The sequence below is a fragment of the Microbulbifer sp. ABH2_005 genome (assembly GCF_056160005.1).
In genome coordinates this window covers 487,210-512,411 of sequence record NZ_JBSWWI010000001.1, presented here as the reverse complement: position 1 = coordinate 512,411, position 25,202 = coordinate 487,210, and the positions used below count along the sequence as shown (strand labels likewise).

The window sequence follows — 25,202 nt, the reverse complement described above, 5'->3', positions numbered from 1 at the left end:
CAATCTGCCAGCGCGGAACTATCCCACAATTCGAACAAAATCCCCTTGCTCCCCGAAATTGGTACGATAATAATCATCAATTCCAGAAGACAATTTTTTACAAGGAAGTAAAGCGCACTTCTGGCGCTTGCCAACTGCGCTTGTCTAAGGGGAGGGAAATTTGAACCAAATCGATCGACGGGCTATTAGCCGGCGCGACACTGCTAGTCCGCGCAAACCACAACGCAAAAACGGCCGCGAGAAGTATGAAAAGCTTCTTGATGCGCTGGAAACTCTCATTTCCGAGCAGGATTCCACGGATATCAGCCTCGCTAATCTCAGCCAAGTGGCCGGGGTTCCCGCTGCATCTGTGTACCACTTTTTCCCGAGTGTAGATGCCAGCCTGACCGCCCTGGCGGAGCGCCATTACAAGTCGTTTGGCGACGTAGTACTGGGGCACTCTGACTTCTCACCGGCAGATAGCTGGCAAGATATGCTCTACCATTTGTGCGATTTAGTGCGTAGTTATTACGAAGATAATATCTCTGCGCTCAAGGTGCACTATGGTCCACAATCCAGCTGGGCTTTGCGTCAATTACAGATGGAAAACAACTGGCGTTTGGCAGATACCTTAATTAAGAATCTGTCTCGCGAGTTTGAGCTACCCCCATCTCAGGATTGGCGTGACCGCTTCATGTGCGCCATCAATATCAATGATTCATTCTGCTCCCAGGCCTACTCGCGCTTCGGCAGAATTACCGAGGAGGCCGCCGCTGAGGGTAAGCGGGCAGCCGCGGCTTACTTGAAATTGTATCTCGGGGAGCTTTTGCAGCGCCGTCAGCTGCGCTTTGCTCCATTGGAGGCCTCAGCCTGAAATTCAAATTTTACTAATTAAAATTTAAATAGCGCTTCTGTAACAAAGGCCTGGCAGACTTTTCTGGCAGGCCTTTTTATTTGCAATGCAAATTTTACATTCAACTATTTAAATTTAATCGTTTTTCAGTGTAAAAATAACGACTGCTGCAATACTAAAAACCGTTGTTTTTTTACCATGCGCCGAATCTGTACGTATAAAAAAGCAGTTTTTTATACTCAAAACCAAACACCTCCATAGACGTTCTTTTAAAAAACCCGGGCATTCTAAAAATCTCTTTTGCTAGACTATTTTGTTATAAAAATCTCGGCCATCTGTTAGCCCTTATCCGTTAGCCCTCAGTTGGTAGCGATGGATCTCCCTCAAAAAAATGCCTAGCCGCCAGTTAGATCCGTTTTTTGAACTATTCGGGCCAAAAAATGGCCAAACAACTAGCAGCCACAAACTGCTCTTTGTTTACCAAATTTTGTGACCAGTGACTCACAAACTAAGATTATGCCTAGTGCTCTAACTCAATTGAGGGGAGATTGTATATGTCCATTGCCGCACATGAACTGGAGCTGGATTTTCCCGAGCATGCCGAAATCATCAAACAATTGATCAGGGACGACGTAGAATTCAAGCTGGACAATGACCTCTACCGAAGACTGGACAAACAGATACGAGGACTCCAGGACAGTGGCATCGGCACCGATGACGATCATTATTCAAGCCTGAAAAAACAGCGAGCCTACCTCAAGCAACATCTCTACAATCGTATTACCGATGTGGTCCCTCATCATTAGCATTTGAGAGATGTGTCCATCGTAATTAGCGGTGCTAGATCACGAACGTCTTTCAACAAAACGCCAAAGTGATCCAGTGCCGCCATACGGCTCTATCTCACCTATTCTTCATCCTTAGTCTGTACAGATCGCATCTTGATAAAGATGCTGGCGACCTAACACCAATAAAAATAACTGGGATCTAAAAACGCCCCACCAGGGCATAAATGACGTAGGTTCGCAGACAGATAGAAAAACCGCAGGCGTGAAGGACTTCTGTCGGAATTTCACTAGTAGCGTCACAATGATGTGGCTTGCCAAAATTGGGATTATTTTGAAGCCAAAGTCGGCCTAAGACCCGATACATTCAACTTTTTAAATATCCCCCTTGTTACGCCCTTTTCCCATCTCGGCTTTTGACCAAAGACCTCGATTGAAGAGGAGCAAGGTTTCAATTAAGAGCCCTGGCTCCAGCTGCCAATTCATCCGCTCGAGCTCCTCTAAGCCCAGGTAAGCGTCGAAGTACTACTGGGTCAGAAGGAAAGAATACACTGCGCTCACGACGCGCTGTGAATACATCCCTGTAAGCTCGTAATCGGCATCCATGCCTCATACGGTCCCGAGCACAGTGTATTCTTTCCTTCCCCCTTTTGAGTAACTCCGTTAAATGAATAACACCCTTATGACCTCAATGACCTCAATGACCTCAATGACCTCAATGACCTCAATGACCTCAAGCTAAAATTGGCGCCGCTATACCAGTCTTTAACTAACCCTTAACCGGAGTCGACATCGACGGTGGCGAAAATCCGCACCATTCATCGCTAAATATGTTCCTTTGGCGGGTGAATAAATTCTTAGTAGTTCTCAGCCTTCCACAGGCTTCTCTAAACTGTCATATCCCGCCGATAGCCTGAGCGCTTTTTGGGGCCGAGCCATGTCTAACAGATCAAAAAGTCCCGCGTGGATCCTGCTACACGCAGCGCTAATCATAGCGGTGACTTGCAGCCTGTTTAGTGGGCTGAGAGTTGCCACATTGAGTAAACTTGCCATCGCCTCTATTGAAGAGCTGCTGCCCCAGGGGGAAGTTCATAGTGTGCACTTCCTCTCTGCAGTCCTGCTTTCACTGGTTGCATTGGCCTATTTATGTTCAAGAATTTTACGCCGCTATCAGACAGAGCAGCAATTTGGACGCAAGCCATTGAATTACCACAGGGTAGTGACCTGGGGGGGCATTAGCCTGATTGGAGTCTCGCTGGCCAGTGGCTGGTTACTCTTTAGCGGAATTAGCAAACTACCACTAACCAGAACGCTACATTTTTACGCTGCACTTGGGCTCACAGCCTATATTTTCCTGCATGCAGGGGTGTATCTGGTTCAGTTTGGGCAAAACGCTCTGAAATATATCCTGAAGCCCGCCGCAACAAAGAGAGCCCAGCTGGTTTTGCTCTGTAGCTTCCTACCTATTTTTCTAATGGGCGGCTGGCTACTTCTAGCCAAATTCACTTATTACCAACTACCGGTTTCCACAATCGCTGCAGATACGATTATCGATATTGATGGCCGTGCCAATGAGTCCCAGTGGGCGGATGCTGATGTACTAGAAGTCAGTACCGATGGCGGAGCCAATTTTTATCAAGGCCGTACCGATGTCCGCCTCAAAGCTTTGCAAAATGGTGAGGAAATTTATTTCCATATCTCCTGGCAAGACCCCACGGAAAGCCTGGCTCACCTACCCCTGATAAAAACCGACCAAGGTTGGAAAATCCAGCAGCAAGGTTTTGAAAAGTTTGATGAAAGCCGCTACTACGAAGATAAGTTTGCCCTGTTACTCTCCAGTCACTGCGATTTTGCCGGTGCCGGTACCGCACACTTGGGCCGTTCACCACTGCCAGGTAAGCCCGCAAATTGGCATGGCAAGGGCTACCACTACAGCCTGTCGGGCCAATTGCACGATCTCTGGCACTGGAAGGCGGTGCGCACCAATAAAATGTATTTAGCGGATGATAATTTTATCGGTGCACCAGATAAAGTACGTGCAGGCATACGGCGTTATACCGCTGGTTACCAACAGGATGGTAAGGAGTCCGGTGCCTACCTGATGAACTGGAAATGGTATTCCCCCGATAGCATCACTCCCAAACGCCTACCCAGAGATACAAATGCCTTGGCCCCCTTCCAAAGTTTTGATCAAGAGCGAGCATTGGACTGGACTATCTCCTGGTTTGATTACCAGCCCTACTCAACTGAAAGTGATCAGGTAGCAACGGGTACCCTAATGCCCTCGGTACTCTATACCTCAAACCGTTTTGAAGGCGACCGCGCTGATGTTCGGGCCAAAGGGGTTTGGCGCGATGGTTTTTGGTCCCTCGAATTAGTGCGTAAATTAAATACAGCCTCTCCCCAGGATATTCCTATCGAGGATGGCACCTGCCTATGGGTTTCAGCATTTGATCGTGCACAAGTTGCCCACACCCGGCATACCAGGGCCATTCAACTGAGTCTGAGTAAAGCGCTATGATCACACGGCTTTTTCTTATTTTTTTTCTACCCGCTTGCTTAATCGGCGCCGCAGTTATCCACACACCGCAAGCTCCACAACCATCGCAATATCATTTATCTAAAGTGACAGCCAAAGGAGAAGTAATCCATGCCTGGGGTGGCCCCTGGTCCTGTGTCTGCGATAGCCGTAGTGGCCTGTTGTGGGAAGTTAAGACAGATAGTGAAGATATTCACGATGGGCGCTGGACTTATTCCCGACTTTTACAAAATCAGGGCGTTGCCAATAACGGAGATTGTTTTTTTGAGGCAGAGCGCTGCGATACGGAAGATTTAATCCGCCACACCAACCGGGAACAACTCTGTGGCTCAAAACACTGGCGCCTGCCCACGGCCAGTGAACTGCGTACCCTAGTGGTGACAGAAGTAAAACCCGGAAGCCCCAGCATCGAAACCGGATACTTTCCCAAAACCCAGCGGGGTGATTACTGGACCAGTGATGGCAATCTGCCCCTGAAGGGCGTGTACTCCTATCTAAAAGCCGGTGGAGCAGCAGTTAACTTTATAAATGGGGAAACCATCACAATTCCCTATCGCAATGCCGCTTTCACACGCTTGGTAACCAATCATTCAAGCAGCTGTCACATCGCTCCCCAATAATTCCCGCGCGCCACCAACCTGCAATCATCCCCCTCCGGGCGGTAGCGCTCTCACAAGAAAAGGTCCCAACTTTGCAGAGGAATTCCCGCAATGAGACAACACATTGGCCGCACTCTTACCATTTCGGCACTGTTACTGGCAGTCGACGCCAGTGCCGCTACCAAACACTACCGCCTTGCCTGGGATGGCGATGCTTCCAATAGTGCCGTCATCGGTTTTTCCCCCGATGGCAGCAGTAGTAATCCCTATGTCAGCTACGGTTACTCCACCAATGAGAACAGCTGGAATAGCGCATTTGTCAGTAATAGCGAAACGTTCGATGGTGGAATAACCAGCCACTTTGTGCGACTGCAAAATCTGAATGCCGACTCACCCATTTATTTTCGTGTGTGCGACCAAAACGGCTGCGGGGAGAGATTTTGGTTTAAAACGGCTCCTGCGCAAAACGCACCTTTTGTTGTTGTTGCCGGCGGTGATACCCGTACAGGCCATACCACACGCCGCAAGGGCAATGAACTCCTGGCTAAAATACGCCCGCTCGCGGTGATGCACGGCGGTGACTTCACCAATGCCAATAGCGCTTCGGAAATGCGCGAGTTTCTCGACGACTGGGAACTCACCTATTCCAGCGATAACATTGATGGCTATAGCTACAAGCGCATCTATCCGCTGATCCCCACCCACGGCAATCACGAGGACGACAATTACTCGACTATCTGCGAAGTCTTCGGGGTGGATTTCAATGGTGATGGTAACTGTACACCCAGTGACACTTATGGCGCCGTACAAATATCGCCACTGTTGCGTGTTTACACCTTGAACAGCCAGTTCCAAAACGGTGGTTGGTCATCTTACGCCAGTGCGATGAACAACTGGTTATCGAGCGATTTGTCCACCTATGGAAGCTCCGCCAACTGGCGTTTCGCCCAGTATCACAAACCCATGTTCCCCCACTACAGCGGAAAATCCGACAATCCCACACTGTTTAACTGGTGGGCGCAGTCATTTTATGACTACGCCATGAACCTGGTGGTGGAATCCGATACCCACCTCACCAAGATGACTGAAGCCGTGATACCTAGCGGTAGCAACTTTTCCACAACCACCAACGGCGGAACCGTTTATGTGGGTGAAGGTAGCTGGGGAGCACCGGCCCGATCGGCCAACGATGCCAAGACCTGGACCATTGATATGGCCAGTATTCAGCAGTTCAAAGTCATCCAAGTGAGCGAAGAGGGGCTGGTAGTGCGCACCGCACAATTCGATGACACCGCCGAAACTTTGACTTGGGAAGAGCGCGCCGCAGATCCATTGATCTTGCCAGACAATGTGAACTGGTGGACTGCCAACCGTCTGGGTGAAGCCATGAATCTGGTGGCCAACGGTGAGGGCCGAAGTGTAATTGAGGAGAACGCGGACAACGGTGGCAGCTTTTCTCTACCGGTGAGCGATGATGTATTTATTTCCTCTCGCCACTCATCCAGTAATTTTGATGGCGATTCCGATGGGTTACTTGCAGATGGCAGTGACTCCACCTATGGCACACTCTACACACTGATCAAATTTGACCTCACCAACCTTTCCGGCTGTTCCTCCATCAGCTCTGCCACCCTGGAGCTGAATATTACTAATCGCTCGGGGAATACCTTTGGTATTTACCAGGCTGCTAGTGACTGGAGTGAGGAGAGCGCCACCTGGAATTCTGTAGGTGGCTCATCGGTACGCGGCAACTTGGCAGAGAGCTTTGTACCTTTTTACACGGGAATAGAAACTATCGACCTGCTTTCTTCCGGGCTGATTGATAGCTGGCTTGGCGGTACCAATACTGGCCTTGTAATTGCTGCACGCAGTGGCAGCAATGGGGTGGACTTCACCTCCAAGGAAACCGGCATGTCACCGGCGCTAAAAATCGAGGCCAATTGCAACAGCTTTACCAAACTGGCTTTACCGGTAAATCAAACTGGTCAGACAAAAGGCTTCATACCTCGCAGACTGCCAGCGGAGATGAAGCCATCGATCCTGATGCCAACCCTTCCCAGCATCACGCAATTAAGGGGTCACCAGGTTGAAGTTCCGATCAAACTTATCGAAGAGTCTGCCAAACTGAATCAAAGCCAGGGGGTTACCACGCACCTTTAAGCGGCCTTCCTTAATCATGGTGGGCGCACCGACCAGACCGCTGAACATCAGCCGTAGGTCGGTGCTGCTCAAGGCCAGGCTAGCCGAGGGGTCTTCGCTGTGGCGATCGGGATAACCGTGTAAAACGCCGTTTTTAACGACCACTAGGTATTTATTATTGTTGTCAGTCATCTCTATATTCAGGCGGATATCCGCATCCGCCGCCTTTTCCCCATTGAGACGTACTGCCATGGCATCAAATAAAAGCTGTAAAGGCACTCGCGCAACAATTTCTTCCGGCGGCCGCATTTCCTCGCGAAGTTCAACCCCGTGGCGCAACTCCCTAGCGCCGCTTAAATAAAAATTTCGCCAGATGCCGGATTCCGCCTGATAACCCAGTTGCTCGAAAGCATCTGCCAATAGGTAACGGGCTTCTTGATTTTTTGGCTCGGCAAAAACCAGATGTTTTAGCACCATCGCCACCCAGCGGTAATTACCTTGGGAGTAATCCTCTCGCGCCCGCTTTATGATTTTTTCTCTTCCTCCCATATATTCCACATAACGAAGTGCCGCTTCTTCCTGTGGCAGGGGGTAGAGGTTGGCTGGATTGCCGTCGAAATATCCCAGATAGCGGTTGTACACCGCTTTTGCGCCCACATTGATGGTGCCGTAATAACCACGATTAGCCCAGGCGTTGGAGAGCGTCTCCGGCAGTTGCAGTTGTTCGGCAATTTCAACCATGTCGTGGCCATGGTTGGCCAGACGCAAGGTCTGGTCGTGAATATATTTGTAGAGATCGCGCTGCTTGGCCAGATAGTCCATCGCCTCTCTATTGCCCCAGGTCGGCCAGTGATGGCTGCTGAAAACCACCTGGGTACGTCCGCCAAACTTTTCCATAGCACGCTCTATATAACGACTCCATGCCAGTGCATCGCGGGTTTTAGCGCCGCGCAAGGTATAGAGGTTATGCAGAGTGTGGTTGGCAATCTCGCTCATACACAGGGCATCGAACTGGGGAAAGAAAAAGACCATTTCAGTGGGAGCTTCAGCCCCTGGGGTGCTCATAAAAACAATGTCCACCCCATCAATTGTCATTTCCGCCCCCTTTTCAGGGATCAGGCGGGTGGGTGTGGCTATCCCATGTTCTCCATCGGAAACCCGATTACCGAGCCCCGAGGATACAAACCCCTCCGGGCTTGAAGGCAATAAATCCCCAAACTGATAGAGCGCACGCCGCTGCATCACATTGCCCGAGCGCACATTCTCACTAATCGCCTCCTCGGAAAATCCATCCGGTGCAATAATATCTACAGATCCTTCAGCCAGCTGCTGCATGGAGACAACTCCCGATACACCGGCAAAGTGATCCGCATGGCTATGGGTAAAGATTACTGCGCTTACGGGTCTCTCCCCCAACGCCCTATTTGCCAAAGCCAGAGCTGCGGCGGCCGTTTCCTTGGAAGTCAGGGGATCGACAACGATCCAACCCGTTTCCCCTTTAATCAGAGTCATATTGGCCAGGTCCAGAGAGCGCACCTGGTAAATACCCTCGACCACTTCAAATAAACCATTATTCAAGGCGTTAAGCTGAGCTTGCCGCCATAGGCTGGGGTTTACCGTATCCTTCGAAGCCCCCTCAAGAAATTGCAACTGCGCCAGGCCATAGACCTCCCTTCCCATAGCATTTTTAATCTGCGCATCGGGAATCGTGGCAATAAACCCGCGCTTGGCCAGATGAAAATCCAGGTTGTCAGAGAAAGGTAACTGCTTCGCTACAGCCTTATTGTGGGCTCTGGTCGATTGGCTCGCGGGCTTGATATTGGCATTCAGTTCCTCTGAATGCTGGGTAACTTTTTGCTGGCTATCACCACAAGCAGTTAATAAAAGAAAAAACATCCCCCAAAATATATATTTACGCATAAAGGATCTCCTTATATTGCTTAGCTATGGGCTTAACTCACGGCAAAGTGATAGAGCCATAGGCTGGCGTACTAGCAACGCAAAAAACAATAACTACGTTTTAAGTGATTTTTATTTTCAATAAACCCAAAGAAACTACCGTTCAACCAGCGTAAATACCACTATTACGAGAGCATATAAAAAGCTGAGCCTATTATTTTCGTTTTATTCAACAATCAGCAATACATGTAACAACGCAAAACAGCCAAACCTAATCGATATTATTTATATACAGTCAATATAAAAAATATTTACCGTCAAACTAGTGACTTACAAAACTCGCAATAATAAAGTCGCCAATATAGTCTATATAATCCTTTGGCCTCGGCATAAAAGTCCAATTTAAAAGAACCTCGGCCCGCATTTCTTATCGTATGGAGATGATTGCAATGCAATTAATGAGACCTTCTCTCGGTACCGCTCTAATCATCACTCTGTCCCTGCTGGCATCAAATACCTTTGCCGATGACGAAGAGGTTGTGACTGATCCAGTTACTCACCAAGGCCCTAAGGACTTTCAACCAAAGTCAAACCAATTCTGGTGGCCCAATCAACTGGACCTGCGCCCCCTACGGCAACATTCCCCCAGATCTAACCCAATGGGAGAAAACTTTAATTATGCCGAGGAATTTAAAACTCTCGATCTCAAAGCGGTAAAAAGTGATATTGAGACTCTGCTAAAAACCTCCCAGGATTGGTGGCCAGCAGATTTCGGTCACTATGGCCCCTTTATGATCCGCATGGCCTGGCATAGCGCCGGTACCTACCGTATAAACGATGGCCGTGGAGGTGCAGGTGGCGGTCAGCAGCGTTTCGACCCACTGAATAGCTGGCCCGATAATGCCAACCTGGATAAAGCCCGGCGCTTGCTGTGGCCCATCAAACAAAAATACGGTGCCAAGCTATCTTGGGCCGACCTCATGGTGCTCACGGGCAATGTCGCCCTCGAATCCATGGGGTTTGAGACTTATGGCTTTGCCGGCGGCCGCATAGACGACTGGGAACCGGATCTGGTTTATTGGGGCCCAGAAACAAAGATGCTGGCCGATGAGCGCTATACCGGCAATCGCCAACTGGAAAGGCCATTGGCAGCCGTGCAAATGGGCCTGATTTATGTGAACCCCGAGGGTCCTAACGGCAATCCTGATCCCAAAGCTGCAGCCATCGATATTCGCGAAACCTTTGCACGCATGGCCATGAACGACGAGGAAACGGTTGCGCTGATTGCCGGTGGCCACACTTTCGGCAAGGCCCATGGTGCGGTAAAAGCCGACTGCTTAGGCCCCGAGCCCGCTGGGGCCCCTATTGAACAACAAGGCCTGGGCTGGAAAAACAAGTGCGGCAAAGGCAATGCCGACGACACCATGACCTCCGGGCTCGAAGGGGCTTGGTCGGCTGCCCCCATTACCTGGAGCCAGCAATACCTGGATAACCTGTTCAAATATAACTGGGTAAAAACCAAGAGCCCTGCTGGTGCAGTACAGTGGATTCCCGATGATCAGGCTGCTGCAAACCTAGTTCCCGATGCTTTCGATAAAAACAAGCGGCATGCGCCTATCATGTTTACTACAGACCTTTCCCTAAAATTTGACCCCAGCTACCGGGAAATAGCCAAACGCTTTCAGGAAAATCCGGAGGATTTTAAACGGGCTTTCGCCAAGGCATGGTACAAACTGACTCACCGCGATATGGGCCCTCGAGCTCGCTATCTCGGTAAGGAAGTCCCTAAAGAGGACCTGCTCTGGCAAGATCCTGTACCAAAAGTAGATCACCCTCTAATTAATGACGGCGACATCAGCCAGCTAAAATCAAAAATCCTCTCCTCGGGACTCACCGTGCCAGAGTTAGTAAGAACCGCCTGGGGTTCGGCATCAACTTTTCGTGGATCAGACAACCGCGGCGGAGCTAATGGTGCACGCATACGCTTGGAACCACAGAAAGAGTGGCCTGTGAATGATCCAGAAGAACTGGCCAAGGTTCTGACGCAGCTAGAAAAAATCCAGCAGGAATTTAACAATGCACAATCCGACGGTAAGAAAGTATCCCTTGCCGACCTGATCGTTCTCGGCGGCTCTGCAGCAGTTGAAAAAGCAGCTGCAGACGGCGGACAAAAAATCAAGGTGCCTTTCAAGCCCGGCCGTACAGACGCGACCCAGCAACAGACCGATGTTAATTCTATTGCCATGCTAGAGCCCACAGCTGACGGTTTTCGCAATTACTTCAGCAAAAACAACAGTCGCTCACCCACCGAGATGCTGGTGGACCGCGCAAGTCTGTTAACACTCAGCGTACCGGAAATGACTGTTTTGGTTGGTGGTATGCGCGCACTTAACGCCAATACCGATGGTTCAAAGAATGGCGTATTCACCGATAAGCCGGGGACGCTCACTAACGACTTTTTTGTCAACCTCCTGGATATGTCCACGGTATGGAAAAAATCCGACAAAGCCGAGGGTGTCTATGAAGGTAGTGACCGCAATACCGGCAAGGTAAAGTGGACGGCCACTCCGGTAGATCTGATTTTTGGCTCTAATTCTGAGCTTAGAGCTGTCGCTGAGGTCTATGCATTTAATAACTCTCAGCAGAAATTTGTGCAGGATTTTGTTAAAGCCTGGACAAAGATAATGAATCTGGATCGTTTCGACTCACCTAATCAGTGATTAGTTTTTACAAGAATTTCCACTAGGCAAACCGACATACCCGTCGGCTTGCCTAGTACCTTTATCTACACCGAACGCTATATCTACATCGAAGTCTATATTTTCACCGTACGCTATTCCAGGCTTGCAAAGATTATTTCTCCATCAATAAATTTCAGATGTTGTGATGGGATAACTCTAACTCGCTTATAACCGGCTGCAGATAATTTGTTCGCCAGTTTTTTCGCCCGCGTACCACTTTTGCAGTAGACCAACACCACCTCATCACGTTTTAGTGTTAAGTGCTCGCTCATTTCATCGAAGTCGCCCAGAGGGATATTAATCGCACCATCTATGTGTCCAGCCTCAAACTCCTCCACTGTGCGCGCATCCACTAACACAAATTGAGATTGATCTTGTATATAGGCAGATAAAAGTTCTGCTTCAATTTCCATAGATCCTCGATCTTCTTCCTGAGATAGCGTCCCCTCCTCAGTACCTACTACAGTACAACCAACGAAACCTATCAACGCAGCCAACAAAATTAATCTACCGCCAAGTCTGTTTAACATTATTCACCCTAATCCAATATATATTAGTGATCAGCCCCGGAAGTTTCTTAGTAGGTTATTTAAAATCAAAACTTTGTTATTCAAGATAATCTACCAGAAAGAAGGGGCAACAAAATTAACCAAACATTAGAAAAAATAAAACGCTGGATGAGTCAAACAGAATTATTCTTGGGGTGATTAACTGATTGGTACAATGAAACGAAAAACATCGGGGTGATATAAGCGGCCCTATCATCAAGCCCCCTGGTATTATTTACCGGGAGGCCTGATATGCTGCAATTTATATATCTATAATTGCCTGTCTTTACGTAAGTGTCGATCAAAGAAACCTTTGATCATGGTGTATTGATGAATACGGGTTTGTTTACCGCGTAAACTATGCTTTTTACCCGGATAAGTCATTAATTCAAACTGCTGACCATTATCCTGTAATTGCTTGATGAGGCGAGTAGTATTGGTAAATAACACGTTGTCATCTGCCATACCATGAAAAATCAATAGAGCCCCCTTGAGCCCCTTACTATAGGGAAAGACAGATGAGGCTTGATAGGCATCCGCATCGGTATTGGGGTTACCCATATAACGCTCTGTGTAATGAGTATCGTAAAGAGTCCAATCTGTAACCGGCGCACCAGAGACTCCCGCCTTGAAATAGTCACCCGCCTTGAACATACTCATCAGGGCCATATAGCCCCCATAACTATGTCCATAGATACCAATATTATCGCTATCGACGTAAGGTAGCGAACGTAGAAACTCTACCCCAACAACCTGATCTTCGACTTCGGGACTACCCATATTTTTAAAGATAGGATTTTCAAAAGCCGTCCCCCGATTTGCAGAACCGCGGTTATCCAGAGAAAAAACGACATATCCCTGCTGAGCCATAAACTGGTTGAAGGCTTTATCCCAGCTATTGGTAACTACCTGGGCATGGGGACCTCCATAGACATAAACCATCACCGGGTAACGCTTGGATGCATCAAAATTGGACGGCTTATATAGGCGATAATTAAGTTGATGCCCGTGGGGGGCCGCAAGGGTACCAAACTCTGGAGTAATCCAGTCAGCTTTGTAAGGGTGCAGAGGATGCCCTTTAGTTACTGCATTTTCCTCCAGCCAGGTCGTTAGGTCGCCATTCGCATTGTGCAGGCTAACCTGCGGTGGGGTATTTACATTGGAGAATTTATCGATGTAACCCGAAGCATTTTGGGCAAACTCGATATCATGCATGCCTTTTTTGTTGGAAATACGTTGTATTTCTCCATCGCCATTAAATGGCACTCGGTATAAATGCCGCTCTATGGCGATATCTTTACGCCCGGTAAAATACAACATACCCTTATTTTCATCGACCGCTTCGACTTCATCTACAACCCAATTACCACGGGTTATCTGATTCAACAGCTTGCCATTGAGGTCATACAGATAAAGATGCTTGTAACCATCTCTCTCCGAGGACCAGATAAACTGATCTTTATCTTCAAGAAAATAAAGGTCGTCACTCAAGTTGACCCAAGTATCACTGGATTCACTCAATAGGGTTTTTCCGGTTCCTTTTTTCAAATCAAAAGCACGCAGCTGCAACTTTTGCTGATTACGGGATTGCCACTGGTAAGTTAATAAATTGTTCCGCGCCCATTGCACACGAGGAATATAAATGTCTTGTTCATCACCAAGGTTCACCCAGCGGGTTTTACCCGATACAACATTCAATATGCCTAACCGAATTTTTACATTCGCTCTCCCCGCTGCTGGGTAGCGTTGCTGAATCAGGTCAATACGATCAGCATAGATCTCACTGCGGGTTACCTCATCTACCGGAGACTCATCTACTTGTAGAAAGGCAATTTGGCGGTCATCCGGCGACCACCAGTAGCCGCTCATACGCCCCATTTCTTCCTGAGCAACAAACTCGGCCATTCCATTCTTGATAGGCCCCTGGCCATCTTGCGTTAACTGGGTTTCTTTGCCACTTTTCAAATCCACAAGATAGATATTTTGCTCACGGATAAAAGAGACATAACGCCCCTTTGGGGAGACCCGCACATCGGTTTCAAATGCCTTTGTTTTCGTAAGCCTTTGTACTGATTTTTTAGCCAAATCGTAGTAATAAACATCCCCTGCCAGGGGGAATAATAGAGATTTGCCATCCTCAGACCAGCTGTACTCCATAATGCCACTGCCATAGATGCGCTGACGCTCCCGCCGGGCCTTCTCTTCATCCGAAAGGGTTTCATCGCCACTATGCAAACTATCTGAATTCACCAGGATACGGGATTGCCCATCGGCAATATGATATTCCCATAGGTCATAGCGGTTGTAGTCTTCGGCACGCCCTTTCAGATAGGTAACCCGCCTACCATCAGGGGAGTATTCCAGTGCCCGGGGCGTTGAGCCATGCAGAGCGGGATCTGAGAATATTCTCTCAATGGTAAGAGGCTCCGCGGAGCATATTCCCACAAAAGTGGTGCCAAGTAGGGCAAGGAGTATTTTCTTCATAGTAGGCCCTTATGTCTCTGACTCCCTGCCTTGTACTCAATAAAGGAAGAATTGAGGCGGGAGGAGGTTATTTTTCCGTTCAAATTGATTAACAAACACGGATTTTACAATGTAATCATCCCCTCACGTAATCTGTAGGAATAGCACTTGGATTACCCGGTTAAGCAAACTAATCCTCTAGAAAATCAAGGCTTTACAAATGTTTACTCTGCTTTACCGACCTTTGTACCAGGATAAGGTCATAGTGAGATAGCAATTCTCACAGGATAAAAACAATGAAGTATTCCCTAATTGTCCCTATTGCGGCCTCTCTAATTGCTAGCAGCTGCAGCTCAACGCCGAAAACGCCCACTACAGAATCTTTTGTTACACATATCACCGAACTTGGTCATAAACGCTTTACTTACAAGGCCATTCTAGGTCCTGACCGACCTTCAGGAGAAAGACCTCGCCGAGCACCCTCCGCAGGAGGGCCTAGTGGTGATAAACCGAAAGGAGCGAAGCCCGGTGCTGGAAAACCTGGCAGGAGCAAGGCCAACTCCGGCGATATCAAAAAAATTGCTCTTGAGCGAATGGAAGTTTTGCTGGATGAGAGCGGCTTCTGTAACAATGGGTGGTTTCTTATTGAACAGACAATCGATCAACGACGCGCAGAAATTATTGGAGAGTGTCGGGCAGTAGTACCTTAATAATCAGCAACCACCCGCATAGCGGGTGGTATGGTGAAAGCCCCCAAAGGGGGCTAGCTACAACCCCGCCAGGTACATCTGCTCTTGACGGCGCTCTTCAATCTCTTGATTCTTGATGTACTCTTGAATCATCTGCTCATCGAGCCCAACTGTACTAACGCAGTATCCCCTGGCCCAAAAGTGTCTTCCTGAAAAATTTCTCTGTACATGTTTGTACTTTCGAAATATCTGGATCGCAGATTTCCCTTTCAAAAACCCAACCGTATTGGAAACACTGAACTTCGGAGGAATCATTAATAACATATGAATGTGATCCCTCATTGCGTACCCTTCAATCAACTCAATACCCTTTTGACGGCATAGGTCTCGAAATATCGCTCCGATCTCCCGTCTCAATGTTCCAAATAATGCTTTCTTTCGATACTTAGGCACAAATACCACGTGGTACCTGCAATAATGCTTCACGTGAGCTTGGCACTGCCAATCTCGCATATGGCCTCCTTTAAAGAACTTGCCGGTTCATGGATGCCATATTTTTCATTCTGCACGCCGGAACGGCAGAGCCCTGTCAAGTCTCACCGCCAGAGGCGGTGGTTTACCTATGTATTAATTATAAAGTTACTGAATAGCAATCATAGGCGCTAATAATAGTTTCCGGCTCGTATAAGTGAAACGCTGCCATCCTAGAACCATGACAAACATACCGCTTTTATTTCCATCGAATACATAAAATAGAAACTCGATTAATAAGACTTTATTTAAAAAAAGTGTGGCATCAACTTATTGATATAGAAAAGAGAGCAGAATGCAACCTAATTGAAAGCATACAAGGCATGGGGCCTGATCATAACCTTGCAGGTTACACTGAGGCTCCCAAAGAGAGAAATAGCATTTACTCCTATTTCCTCTGAAATAATAGAGATAAGTAAGATGCTGTAAGCTTATAAAAACTTAAACACTTACTTATCTCTTCACAGCATTTCTAGAAAAGGATGAGGAAGTCAGATCTTTTAATGATCTTGCCCCAGTAGGAAATCCCCGTGAAATCGCAAATGCTCCTCGATAAAAGAGGCAATAAAGAAATAGCTGTGATCGTAGCCACCATGTTGTTCAAATCGTAATGGATAGCCACAAGCTTCTGCAGCCATTTGTAAAGCTCCAGGTCGCAATTGCTGCTCTAAAAATTCATCCTCATCTCCCTGAGATACCAATATCGGTCGATGATTTATGGCACGTCCCACCAATACAGATGTATCGTACTCCTCCCAAAGTGTGGTGTCCGCGCCCAAATAAGCAGCAAAAGCTTTCTCTCCCCAAGGACAGGCAATCGGATTACAGATCGGGCTAAACGCGGAGATTGAGGTATAGCGCTCAGGGTTTCTCAAACCGATGACCAGGGCACCATGCCCCCCCATGGAATGGCCACTGATGGCTCGACGCTGATTCACAGGAAAATGTGCTTCAATTAACGCCGGTAATTCATCCACAATGTAATCATACATGCGATAGTGCTGCTTCCAGGGATCCTGGGTAGCATTCACATAAAACCCCGCCCCCTGACCCAGGTCGTAGGAGGGATCATCAGCAACGCCCTCTCCACGGGGACTGGTATCCGGTATCACCAGTACAATACCCAACTCAGCGGCCACACGCTGGGCACCTGCTTTCTGACTGAAATTTGCATCGGTACAAGTTAGGCCCGACAGCCAATAAAGTACCGGATACTGGTCTCCCTCTTTACTATTTGCATCCCGGGGCAGGAAGACCGAAAAATGCATAGTGCAGTTCAATACGGTGGAATCGTGCCGGTATTGTTGCTGTAGCCCATTAAAAGATCTTGTACTGCTGGTAAGCTCAATAGACATAGACTATCCCGCTTAGACGTTTTCGTAGTGGATAACGCTGCGAATACTTTTGCCTTTGTGCATCAAATCAAAGGCTTCATTAATTTTATCCAGTGGCATCGTATGGGTAATAAAGTCATCTAGTTTAAATTCTCCAGCCAGATAGCGATTCACATAATCCGGCAGTTCAGAGCGGCCTTTCACCCCACCAAATGCGGTACCGCGCCAAACCCTGCCAGTTACCAATTGGAATGGGCGCGTGCTAATTTCCTGCCCAGCACCGGCAACTCCAATAATTACGGATTCCCCCCAGCCCTTATGACAGCACTCCAGCGCCGATCGCATAGTATTTACATTTCCTATGCACTCGAAGGAATAATCCACTCCGCCGTCGGTAAGTTCCACAATAACGTCTTGGATGGGTTGCTCATAATTCTTTGGATTAATACACTCTGTTGCGCCGAGTTTTTTTGCCAGCGCAAATTTATCTTCATTAATATCAATACCAATAATACGCTCTGCGCCAGCCATCTTGGCCCCAATAATTGCTGACAGACCAATACCGCCCAATCCGAAGATAGCTACGGTGGAGCCCGCCTCTACCTTTGCCGTATTCATCACCGCTCCCATACCCGTGGTCACACCACAACCTAGGAGACAGACTTCCTCAAGCGGAGCCTCAGGATTAATCTTCGCCAAGGAAATTTCCGGCAATACGGTATACTCGGAAAAGGTGGAGGTTCCCATATAGTGATAGATGGGCTTGCCATTGATTGAAAAACGCGTGGTGCCATCCGGCATCAGGCCCTTGCCTTGGGTCGCCCGAATTTTCTGGCAGAGATTCGTCTTACCAGACAAACAAAATTTGCACTCTCCGCACTCAGGGGTATAGAGCGGTATAACGTGGTCCCCAACCGCCAAACTGGTAACGCCCTCCCCAACAGACTCCACAACACCCGCGCCTTCATGGCCGAGAATCGCAGGGAATACACCTTCTGGGTCCTCTCCCGATAATGTGAAAGCATCGGTATGGCAGACACCTGTTGCCATTAACTTGATACGTACTTCGCCTTTCTGCGGCGGCATCACTTCAACTTCCTCGATAGAAAGCGGCTCACCCGCTTTCCAGGCCACAGCGGCTTTACAGCGAATCGTCTCTGCACCCATGGTGTTGTTCCTTATCGATATTTACTCAATTCAACAGATGCCCAGCATAGCCTGCCAGTATTTACGTGGCAAAAAAACAAAAGTCAAAAAAGGAGATGGAAGTAGGCAGGGCTCTACAGAGCAAATAATTTTTAAGAAGCGCTGAAATAAAAATCAGTGTTGCTGTTTGCGCCACTGCAGAGGGGAGTAGCCATGCACTACACGGAAGGCCTTAGAGAAAGCACTGATATCTGTATAACCAAGACTCGCAGAAAGTAGCCCAATTTCTATATTTGATGAACGCAAATGCCATCGGGCTGTTTCCATACGCGCCTCCTGCAGAAGCTGTTTGAAAGAGGTCCCAGCGGTACTCAAGTGCCTTTGTAAAGTCCGTACCGGGGTGTTCATCAACTGGGCAACCTGCGCCAGATTATGCTGCTTGGCCCCCAGCGTCTGCAAAATTAATGTACGTACCTGGCTGGCAATATCACCGCTCAGTCCCTGAATCAGTAGCTGGGTGAACTCCTCAAAATATTTCACCAGACTAGCATTCGGTGCGTTGAGAGGCCTCAGCAATAGTTCGGAATCGAATATAAGACAGTCACATTCCTGGCCAAAAAACACCTCAGCGTCAAAATACTCACGATAGCGCTGAGGCGGGGAAACAGGAGCATGGCAAAAATGCACTTGGCGTGGGCGAATATCACCCCCTGCCAACTCTCTAAATAATTGGCAGGCGGCCCCTAAAGCCAATTCACTGTACTGTTCAACGTTTTCAAGGCTATGGCAATGGTTGATGCGAAAAGCAAACAGGCTGCCATCTCGTTCCGTTAATCGCCAGTGGTCGGCCTGGTTGTGCAAAACCATATAACAGTGACTCGCACTCAATGCGGCATCCAGATTCCGCTCTTTTAGTAGCAGCTTGCCCAGCACCCCGAGCATACGCAGACCCTGCCGCTGTGCGAGCCGCAAGCCAAAGTCACTACAGTGCAGATCACGCACACACAAATTCAGCAGCTCGATAAGCGTAGTGATCGGGATCAAAATATCCGGGCGACGTGTGCAATCCACGGGCAGACCAACCTCAGCGAGTAAACGCGAAGGCACTCCGCCCAACTGGGGAACCAGAGTATTGAAACCCGCGAGAGTACCACTGCGGATTTCATAGGTGAGATTCATCAATCCATCTCCACTGCCCATTACAGCTGCATTGGCCGTCATGATTGTACACACCAGCTAGAATTGGAGCAGTTGGCCAGTGTCAGACCGCGAATATATTAGGGAAATTAAACGGGGGTATGATAGCAGGACGAATCTATTTGAGTAATGTACACAGGGCGAGATTGTGACGGAGAGCCAAGCCTTCGCCGCCAACAACCCCAAAGTGAAACTCTAGATAAAAAGAACTTCAGCCAGTTTTCTTAACGAACTTAGTCAGGATCACGATTCGCTGCCCCTCGACACGCCCCTCGATATGCTCTGGATTATCCGTCAGGCTAATTCCACGAACTGCAGTACCGCGTTTGGCTACCAGACTGGAACCTTTAACATCCAGATCCTTAATAATGGTCACATTATCACCTGCCTGGAGTTGAACGCCGTTGCTGTCGCGGTGAACTAAGATATCGCCCGCTTCGGGTAGGGCTCCGGCTTGTGCCCAGCTGAGCAAATCGTCATCCAGGTACAACATATCGAACAAGTCCTGCGCCCAGGTCTCCGAAGACAGCCGCTTGAGAAGCCGCCAAGCCAATACCTGTACCGCCGGCTCCTGGCTCCACATACTGTCAGAGAGACAGTGCCAATGGGCACTGTCGAGTTGGGTTGGGTCATTCAATTGGTCGCGGCAGGTCTGACACAGAAGCACCTGGGCCTCGGCCCGTGCCGAGGATTCCGGCAATTCATAAGCTTCCAGATTATTCTGTGATTTGCAAAGCTCACAGTGACCACCACTGCGCTGAAGCAGCTGTTCCCGACTGACCGCCATGGATTACCTCAAAAAGTGGGGAGTATACGCCCTCACTCGCTATTTCGCGTACTTCTCTGGCGGCTGTACTTCTCTAAGGACTGTTATGAGGACGAATCAAGGTAAGGACCCTATCAGAGAATACCTCTCACAGGGTCCAGAAGACAGTTTGAGCCCCGAGTATTGGGGCTAAGGGGGAGAGTCTAGTGGTGCGCCGAGACCGCTGAAGCGAAGTGACCACCCTGCTTGCTGGCAATAGCCGAGGTAATATCCCCCAGGCTGAGTATACCAACCATACGTTTCTCACTATTCAACACCGGCATTCGACGCAGCAGCTGCTGCTCCATTTTGTGCACTGCAGAGAGGAGGTCATCTTCCTCCCAGCACCACTCAATGCCCTCGGTCATCACATCGCGAGCGGTCAGTGAGGAGAGGTTACCCCCCTGCACGACACCGCGGCATACGATATCCCGGTCGGTTACCATGCCCACCAAGCGGTCATTTTCACCGATGGGAACCGCACCAATATCCTCATCCCGCAGGATTTTAGCCAATTCCTGCAGCGAGGTATCTGGTGTACACCAAGTTGCTCCCTGGTGCATAGCTTGTTTTACTTTCATCGTGTTACCTCTACGAAAATTCTAAAAAGCTATATTCAAAGCGACCTAACCTACCGTTAGAAAAAAGAATTAATGCACTTCGATACGCTTTCTCTGTGGCGGATGCCCTTCATGTCTGGGAACGGTCAAGGTCAAAATGCCATCTTTGAAGTTTGCGTCGATTTCATCTTCGCGAACATCTTCACCTAAATTGAAACTGCGTAGGAACTTGCCATAGCGGCGCTCTTGTCGCAGCACCCGGCCCTCTTTCTCTTCCTTAATTTCACGGTGCACTTCAGCCTCAAGGGTTAAAACACCATTCTCTAACGTGATATTGATATCATTCTTGCCGACACCCGGTAGCTCAGCACTAATTTCATATCTGTTTTTTCGCTCACTCACATCAATTCGTGGTGAGAAAAAACCCTCCCTTTCACTGCCAATAGCACGACCGGGCGACAGCATCTGCTCAAACATATTATCTAGATCGAGCAGAGAACCTCTGGGTATCAGACTCATACTAACAACCTCCATCTACGGCTATGTCGCAAGAGGCGCAAGCTAGATCCCTAGATCCGGCTTACGCCTCTCACATCTTGACTTCATTCTAGGTAATTTAGCGCCACTCGGTAGGAATATGTGACGAGTACAACCATCACAAAAGACATAAAGAAGACAGCGAGCATTTAGATTTTATCTAGGGCAAATAGCCTAGTATGACCTAAAGGACCTTGAAAACTATCAGCTAGGTAACGATCAAATCTCTGTTTTTCCCGGTGTTTTGCCTTTCATTTCCTGAAAATAGTGAACAAATCTGAGCCTCTTATTCCAGACTATGCCGTTAGTCGATGGCGCCAAATTTAACTAGGATAAGGAGGAAGTAAAAAAATGAGGATACGCTCATGGCTTTAGCATGGGTTCTTGTGGCCAACCAATCACAGGCCAGAATTTTTGAAGCACAAAAGCGCGCCGGCAATCTCCATGAAATCCAAGCCCTTCTCCATCCTCAATCCAGGCTGTCAGGCCGAGAAGTCGATAGCGATGCTCCTGGGCGCAGTTTCGATAGTTATGGTCAAGGCCGCCACGCGATGGGAAATTTTGCAAATTTGCATCGCCGAAGTGGCGAAGATTTCGCCAGAGAAATCGCGCATACGCTGGAGCGAGGCCGTCAGGAGGGCCGCTTTGAGAAGTTATATATCGTAGCGGAACCTTATATGGTGGGTAGCTTGCGAGATGCACTCAAAACACCCACCCGAGCCACGGTTGCCGGAGAGACTGGAAAAAACTTGGTAGACAGCCAGCCAGATGAAATTAGGGCGCAACTGCCCATCTGGCTATGATTGACTCTTCCTGTGAGAGGAAGCTGAAAGGTGGGGCTGAAATACCAGCCCCTATCACCAATCTATTAAACAGTAGCTAAAAAAAGAGCATTTCTAGGCTTTTTTGGTTTCACTTAACAGATTACCAATAAGCTGATCTTTATCCTGCCAGAGCTTGTAGACCCAGCTATTAAACTCTGCGCGAAACACCTGATCATTCATATAATCAGCCGTAAAGAATTTCTCCGGGATACGAATCTGCTCTATACGAACAACTACGTGCTTCACTTTTCCCGCGAGGAAATCTGCAAAAGTGGGAATACCACCTGGGTAGACAATCGTGACGTTCAACAAACGATTAAGCTGCTCTCCCATACTCTGCATGGCAAAGGCGATTCCTCCAGACTTCGGTTTAAGTAGATAGTTGAACGGTGAACCCTGCCTATCGTGCTTCTCCTGAGTAAAACGTGTACCTTCGAGAAAGTTCATAATACTGGTAGGAATTAACTTGAAACGCTCACAGGCCTTCTTAGTCGCCTCTAAATCCTTACCGCGCATCTCCGGATGTTTCTCCAAATACGCCTTGCTGTAACGCTTCATAAATGGAAAGTCCAGCGCCCACCAGCAAATCCCCATCACCGGAACCTTGATAAGTTCTTGTTTAATAAAAAACTTTAAGAAAGGAATTTTCCGATTAAGAACTGTTTGCAGAACGAAGATATCCACCCAACTCTGGTGATTAGAAGTCACTAGATACCAGCCTTCTTTTTCTAGCGCCCCATCTATCTTCACATCCCACTTTGTCTTCTGGGTAAGTTTCATCCAGCCTATATTCAGAATGATCCAGGCCTCAGCAATCGACATAAAAATAGTCGAATAAGTTTTTCGCAGTGCGGCAAATGGGAAAATCAACCGCAGCACAACAAAAAATAAAATCGGAATAAAGCAAATAATTGTACTGATAAACAGCAGTATCGAGGTCAATATCAATAATACTGTCGAGGGAAGAAAATTTAACATCTCATATTTCTAAATTAAGTGGTAAAAAAGAGACTTATTACAGGCACCCGAGCTGACAACAATTACCTGGCTATCCTCGAGCGCACACTATCTTACTTCTATATAAAGTCTCCACTACAGACCTGACTAGAGGTTAGCTACCTCAATCATCATCGCGGTATACATTTTTAAATTCAGGCGAAACTGCTCAACCGTAATAAATTCGTGCTCAGAGTGCCCGGTGTATGCAGCTCCAGGCATGGAGGGACCAAAGCTCACGGCATTTGGCAGCAGCTTGGCATTGGTGGAACCTCCAATCGCCACAGGTTCAGCCTTTTCCATACCGGTAAAGTGGCGAAAAACTTGTAAGAGTGGCTTTACATGAGGAGCATCGTCCACCCTGTAGGGATTCCCCAGCGTAACTTTTGTATCTGCAAGTGCAATACCCGTGCGTTCCTGCCAATTGGCTAGGGCTGCGTGGATCTCCTTTTCCAGTTGGGGAGCTGTCTTCCCTGTTGGACGGCGCAGATTGAGATAGCTGGTCAGACCAGAGTCTGTCTCCTTCACCATGGTAACCACTGCCGTCATAGGCCCCATAAATGCATCGCTGTAAGCGATATCACCAAACTGCTCCGCCAGGATGCCAGTGCCAACCAGGTCGTTCAAATAACGCACCGTCGAACCAGCACTATTGGCGGGCCACTGGTGCACACTGAGCACATCCGCTAAATACGCAATCGCGTTAACCCCATGCTCAGGCTCTGAACTGTGGGTGGCCACACCACGAGCGATAATCTCTAAACTGCCGTTACCGCCGATAAACTCAAAAGAAGTGGCCTTGTGTTGAGCGGCACGAGCACGAATAGCCGCAACTAACTCAGTATTGACATTTTCCAGTAGCGCACGAGCCTCATCAGGCACCTGACTGCGAAAGTAGCCCCCAGTGAAGCTTTTAACATAGGGTTTATCAAAGCTATTTGGCAGTACACCAGCTGTGGTAACTTGTACCTCACTCCACCCCTTCTCTGCCGTTACCACCGGATAGCTGGCATCTATGGTGATGTTGTAGGCGGGGGTGGGATAAGTTTTCAGGAATTTCTTGAGGGGCTCCCAGTCCGACTCTTCCGCTAAATAGACCAGAAGCTCAACCCGGCGCTTCATAGGTACACCCTGGTCCTTGATCGCTTTCATTGCGTAGAGTGCTGTGGCGATGGGGCCCTTATCGTCCTCACTGCCTCGGGCAATCAGCTTGCCGGGCTCACTTTCTGCATCCAGGATAAACGGGCTTTTCTGCCATTTAGCCGGGTTGGCTGGCTGAACATCCCCATGGGTAACAATACCCACTTTCTCTGAGCCCTCACCCAGAGCAATGACCACAACATGACCAAAATCTTGGTATTCCAGCCCCAGCTCTCCAGCCTTCTCCTGCAAAGTCTTTTTAAAGCCTATAAATTCAGGGTTTCGATCCAATGGTAGGTCTTCGCGGGCTACGGTTTCAAAACGCACCAAGCTCGCCAGAGTCTCGGTCATGGCGACCTCGTATTTATCGACCGCATAGTCGGATGCATCCTGAGCCTGGGACGATACCCCAGCCACAACAGGCACAGACAGGCTTGCAGAAAGAAACAGCGGTAAAAGAGCGTGTCGTAACTTCATGAGCCCCCCAGGCAAATAAAAGTGCCATTGTACACGCCAGCCAATAGCATCACTCGCCATAATCCCCCAACCCTGAAGGTAATTATCGCCAGCTAAGAGCACCTGGGAGTGAGTGTGAAGTTTCGCCATAGTAAAACTTGGAACTGCCAACACTTTGAACTGGGCAATGAAATAGGTGAACTTCATCCACTTTCTAATCGCCAGCGTAATATTTAACCGGATATATGAATGTAAAGGTGTTTGAAGGGATCCCTCCCACCTCGGCCAGTAATAGGAATAACTATCATCAGTTCCAAGCTTACATAGGCCTGTTAAAAAATAACCATCAAAGATGACAGACCAAACCAAACCAGCCTAAAGCCCTTATAAGCGCTAGTAGGCACTAGCATTCCAGGGCTACTAAAATTTTGGGAGTGCAACG

20 protein-coding genes are annotated in these 25,202 nt (G+C 48.3%); 8 read left to right on the top strand and 12 right to left on the bottom strand.

Annotated features, from left to right (window positions below; translation table 11 throughout):
* Nucleotides 1-160: 160 nt before the first annotated feature.
* From ACXAFI_RS02200 to ACXAFI_RS02180, 5 genes are all read left to right on the top strand, one after another.
* A complete protein-coding gene (locus ACXAFI_RS02200; RefSeq protein WP_152454866.1) occupies nucleotides 161-853 on the top strand; it encodes a TetR/AcrR family transcriptional regulator in 693 nt (230 codons plus the stop codon).
* A gap of 533 nt (nucleotides 854-1,386) precedes the next feature.
* Complete coding sequence (locus tag ACXAFI_RS02195; RefSeq protein WP_475107507.1) at nucleotides 1,387-1,638, top strand: HP1242/YdcH family protein; 252 nt, start codon at nucleotides 1,387-1,389, stop codon at nucleotides 1,636-1,638.
* Nucleotides 1,639-2,653: 1,015 nt separating this feature from the next.
* Nucleotides 2,654-4,138, top strand: a complete 1,485-nt coding sequence (locus ACXAFI_RS02190; RefSeq protein ID WP_475107506.1) for an ethylbenzene dehydrogenase-related protein — start codon at nucleotides 2,654-2,656, stop codon at nucleotides 4,136-4,138.
* Nucleotides 4,135-4,776: an Lcl C-terminal domain-containing protein gene (locus ACXAFI_RS02185; protein ID WP_475107505.1), complete on the top strand. Its 642-nt coding sequence runs from the start codon at nucleotides 4,135-4,137 to the stop codon at nucleotides 4,774-4,776. The genes ACXAFI_RS02190 and ACXAFI_RS02185 overlap by 4 nt, the downstream gene beginning before the upstream one ends.
* A 90-nt stretch (nucleotides 4,777-4,866) precedes the next feature.
* Entirely contained in the window at nucleotides 4,867-6,915 is a 2,049-nt protein-coding gene (locus tag ACXAFI_RS02180; protein WP_475107504.1) for a DNRLRE domain-containing protein, read from the top strand.
* On the opposite strand, the gene ACXAFI_RS02175 is transcribed toward ACXAFI_RS02180, so the two are convergent.
* Nucleotides 6,826-8,814, bottom strand: a complete 1,989-nt coding sequence (locus ACXAFI_RS02175) for an alkyl/aryl-sulfatase (RefSeq protein WP_475107503.1) — start codon at nucleotides 8,812-8,814, stop codon at nucleotides 6,826-6,828. The two genes, ACXAFI_RS02180 and ACXAFI_RS02175, sit on opposite strands and share 90 nt — an antisense overlap.
* Before the next feature lie 428 nt (nucleotides 8,815-9,242).
* Here ACXAFI_RS02175 and katG point away from each other — a divergent pair, with 428 nt between their 5' ends.
* Entirely contained in the window at nucleotides 9,243-11,513 is a 2,271-nt protein-coding gene (gene katG, locus ACXAFI_RS02170; RefSeq protein WP_475107502.1) for a catalase/peroxidase HPI, read from the top strand.
* A gap of 113 nt (nucleotides 11,514-11,626) precedes the next feature.
* Here the strand turns inward: katG and ACXAFI_RS02165 are convergent, their stop codons facing one another.
* The gene (locus ACXAFI_RS02165; protein WP_475107501.1) at nucleotides 11,627-12,064 is read right to left on the bottom strand and encodes a rhodanese-like domain-containing protein; all 438 of its coding nucleotides are present in this window, start codon (nucleotides 12,062-12,064) and stop codon (nucleotides 11,627-11,629) included.
* 288 nt (nucleotides 12,065-12,352) lie between these two features.
* Entirely contained in the window at nucleotides 12,353-14,566 is a 2,214-nt protein-coding gene (locus tag ACXAFI_RS02160) for a S9 family peptidase (RefSeq protein ID WP_475107500.1), read from the bottom strand.
* Nucleotides 14,567-14,841: 275 nt separating this feature from the next.
* Between ACXAFI_RS02160 and ACXAFI_RS02155 the strand changes: the two genes are divergently transcribed.
* Nucleotides 14,842-15,255, top strand: a complete 414-nt coding sequence (locus tag ACXAFI_RS02155; protein ID WP_475107499.1) for a hypothetical protein — start codon at nucleotides 14,842-14,844, stop codon at nucleotides 15,253-15,255.
* 57 nt (nucleotides 15,256-15,312) lie between these two features.
* Here ACXAFI_RS02155 and tnpA read toward each other — a convergent pair whose 3' ends face one another.
* The 7 genes from tnpA to ACXAFI_RS02120 all read right to left on the bottom strand — a co-directional run bounded on the left by tnpA (nucleotide 15,313) and on the right by ACXAFI_RS02120 (nucleotide 21,326).
* Complete coding sequence (gene tnpA, locus ACXAFI_RS02150; RefSeq protein ID WP_475107498.1) at nucleotides 15,313-15,747, bottom strand: IS200/IS605 family transposase; 435 nt, start codon at nucleotides 15,745-15,747, stop codon at nucleotides 15,313-15,315.
* Between the two features lie 518 nt (nucleotides 15,748-16,265).
* Nucleotides 16,266-17,120, bottom strand: coding sequence for an S-formylglutathione hydrolase (gene fghA / locus ACXAFI_RS02145; RefSeq protein ID WP_475107497.1), 855 nt, complete (start codon nucleotides 17,118-17,120; stop codon nucleotides 16,266-16,268).
* A gap of 12 nt (nucleotides 17,121-17,132) precedes the next feature.
* The gene (locus ACXAFI_RS02140) at nucleotides 17,133-18,266 is read right to left on the bottom strand and encodes an S-(hydroxymethyl)glutathione dehydrogenase/class III alcohol dehydrogenase (protein WP_152454876.1); all 1,134 of its coding nucleotides are present in this window, start codon (nucleotides 18,264-18,266) and stop codon (nucleotides 17,133-17,135) included.
* Between the two features lie 153 nt (nucleotides 18,267-18,419).
* Nucleotides 18,420-19,466: an AraC family transcriptional regulator gene (locus ACXAFI_RS02135; RefSeq protein WP_475107496.1), complete on the bottom strand. Its 1,047-nt coding sequence runs from the start codon at nucleotides 19,464-19,466 to the stop codon at nucleotides 18,420-18,422.
* A 187-nt stretch (nucleotides 19,467-19,653) separates the two neighbouring features.
* A complete protein-coding gene (locus ACXAFI_RS02130; RefSeq protein ID WP_475107495.1) occupies nucleotides 19,654-20,229 on the bottom strand; it encodes a PhnA domain-containing protein in 576 nt (191 codons plus the stop codon).
* Nucleotides 20,230-20,411: 182 nt separating this feature from the next.
* The gene (locus ACXAFI_RS02125) at nucleotides 20,412-20,828 is read right to left on the bottom strand and encodes a CBS domain-containing protein (protein ID WP_299579694.1); all 417 of its coding nucleotides are present in this window, start codon (nucleotides 20,826-20,828) and stop codon (nucleotides 20,412-20,414) included.
* A 69-nt stretch (nucleotides 20,829-20,897) separates the two neighbouring features.
* On the bottom strand, nucleotides 20,898-21,326 hold the full coding sequence (locus ACXAFI_RS02120; protein WP_475107494.1) for an Hsp20/alpha crystallin family protein: 429 nt from the start codon (nucleotides 21,324-21,326) through the stop codon (nucleotides 20,898-20,900).
* Nucleotides 21,327-21,709: 383 nt separating this feature from the next.
* On the opposite strand from ACXAFI_RS02120, the gene ACXAFI_RS02115 reads away from it, so the two are divergent.
* Entirely contained in the window at nucleotides 21,710-22,147 is a 438-nt protein-coding gene (locus ACXAFI_RS02115; protein WP_444920048.1) for a host attachment protein, read from the top strand.
* 93 nt (nucleotides 22,148-22,240) lie between these two features.
* On the opposite strand, the gene ACXAFI_RS02110 is transcribed toward ACXAFI_RS02115, so the two are convergent.
* Nucleotides 22,241-23,146: an acyltransferase gene (locus ACXAFI_RS02110; RefSeq protein ID WP_475107493.1), complete on the bottom strand. Its 906-nt coding sequence runs from the start codon at nucleotides 23,144-23,146 to the stop codon at nucleotides 22,241-22,243.
* A gap of 126 nt (nucleotides 23,147-23,272) precedes the next feature.
* On the bottom strand, nucleotides 23,273-24,967 hold the full coding sequence (locus tag ACXAFI_RS02105; protein ID WP_475107492.1) for a dipeptidase: 1,695 nt from the start codon (nucleotides 24,965-24,967) through the stop codon (nucleotides 23,273-23,275).
* Between the last annotated feature and the right edge of the window lie 235 nt (nucleotides 24,968-25,202).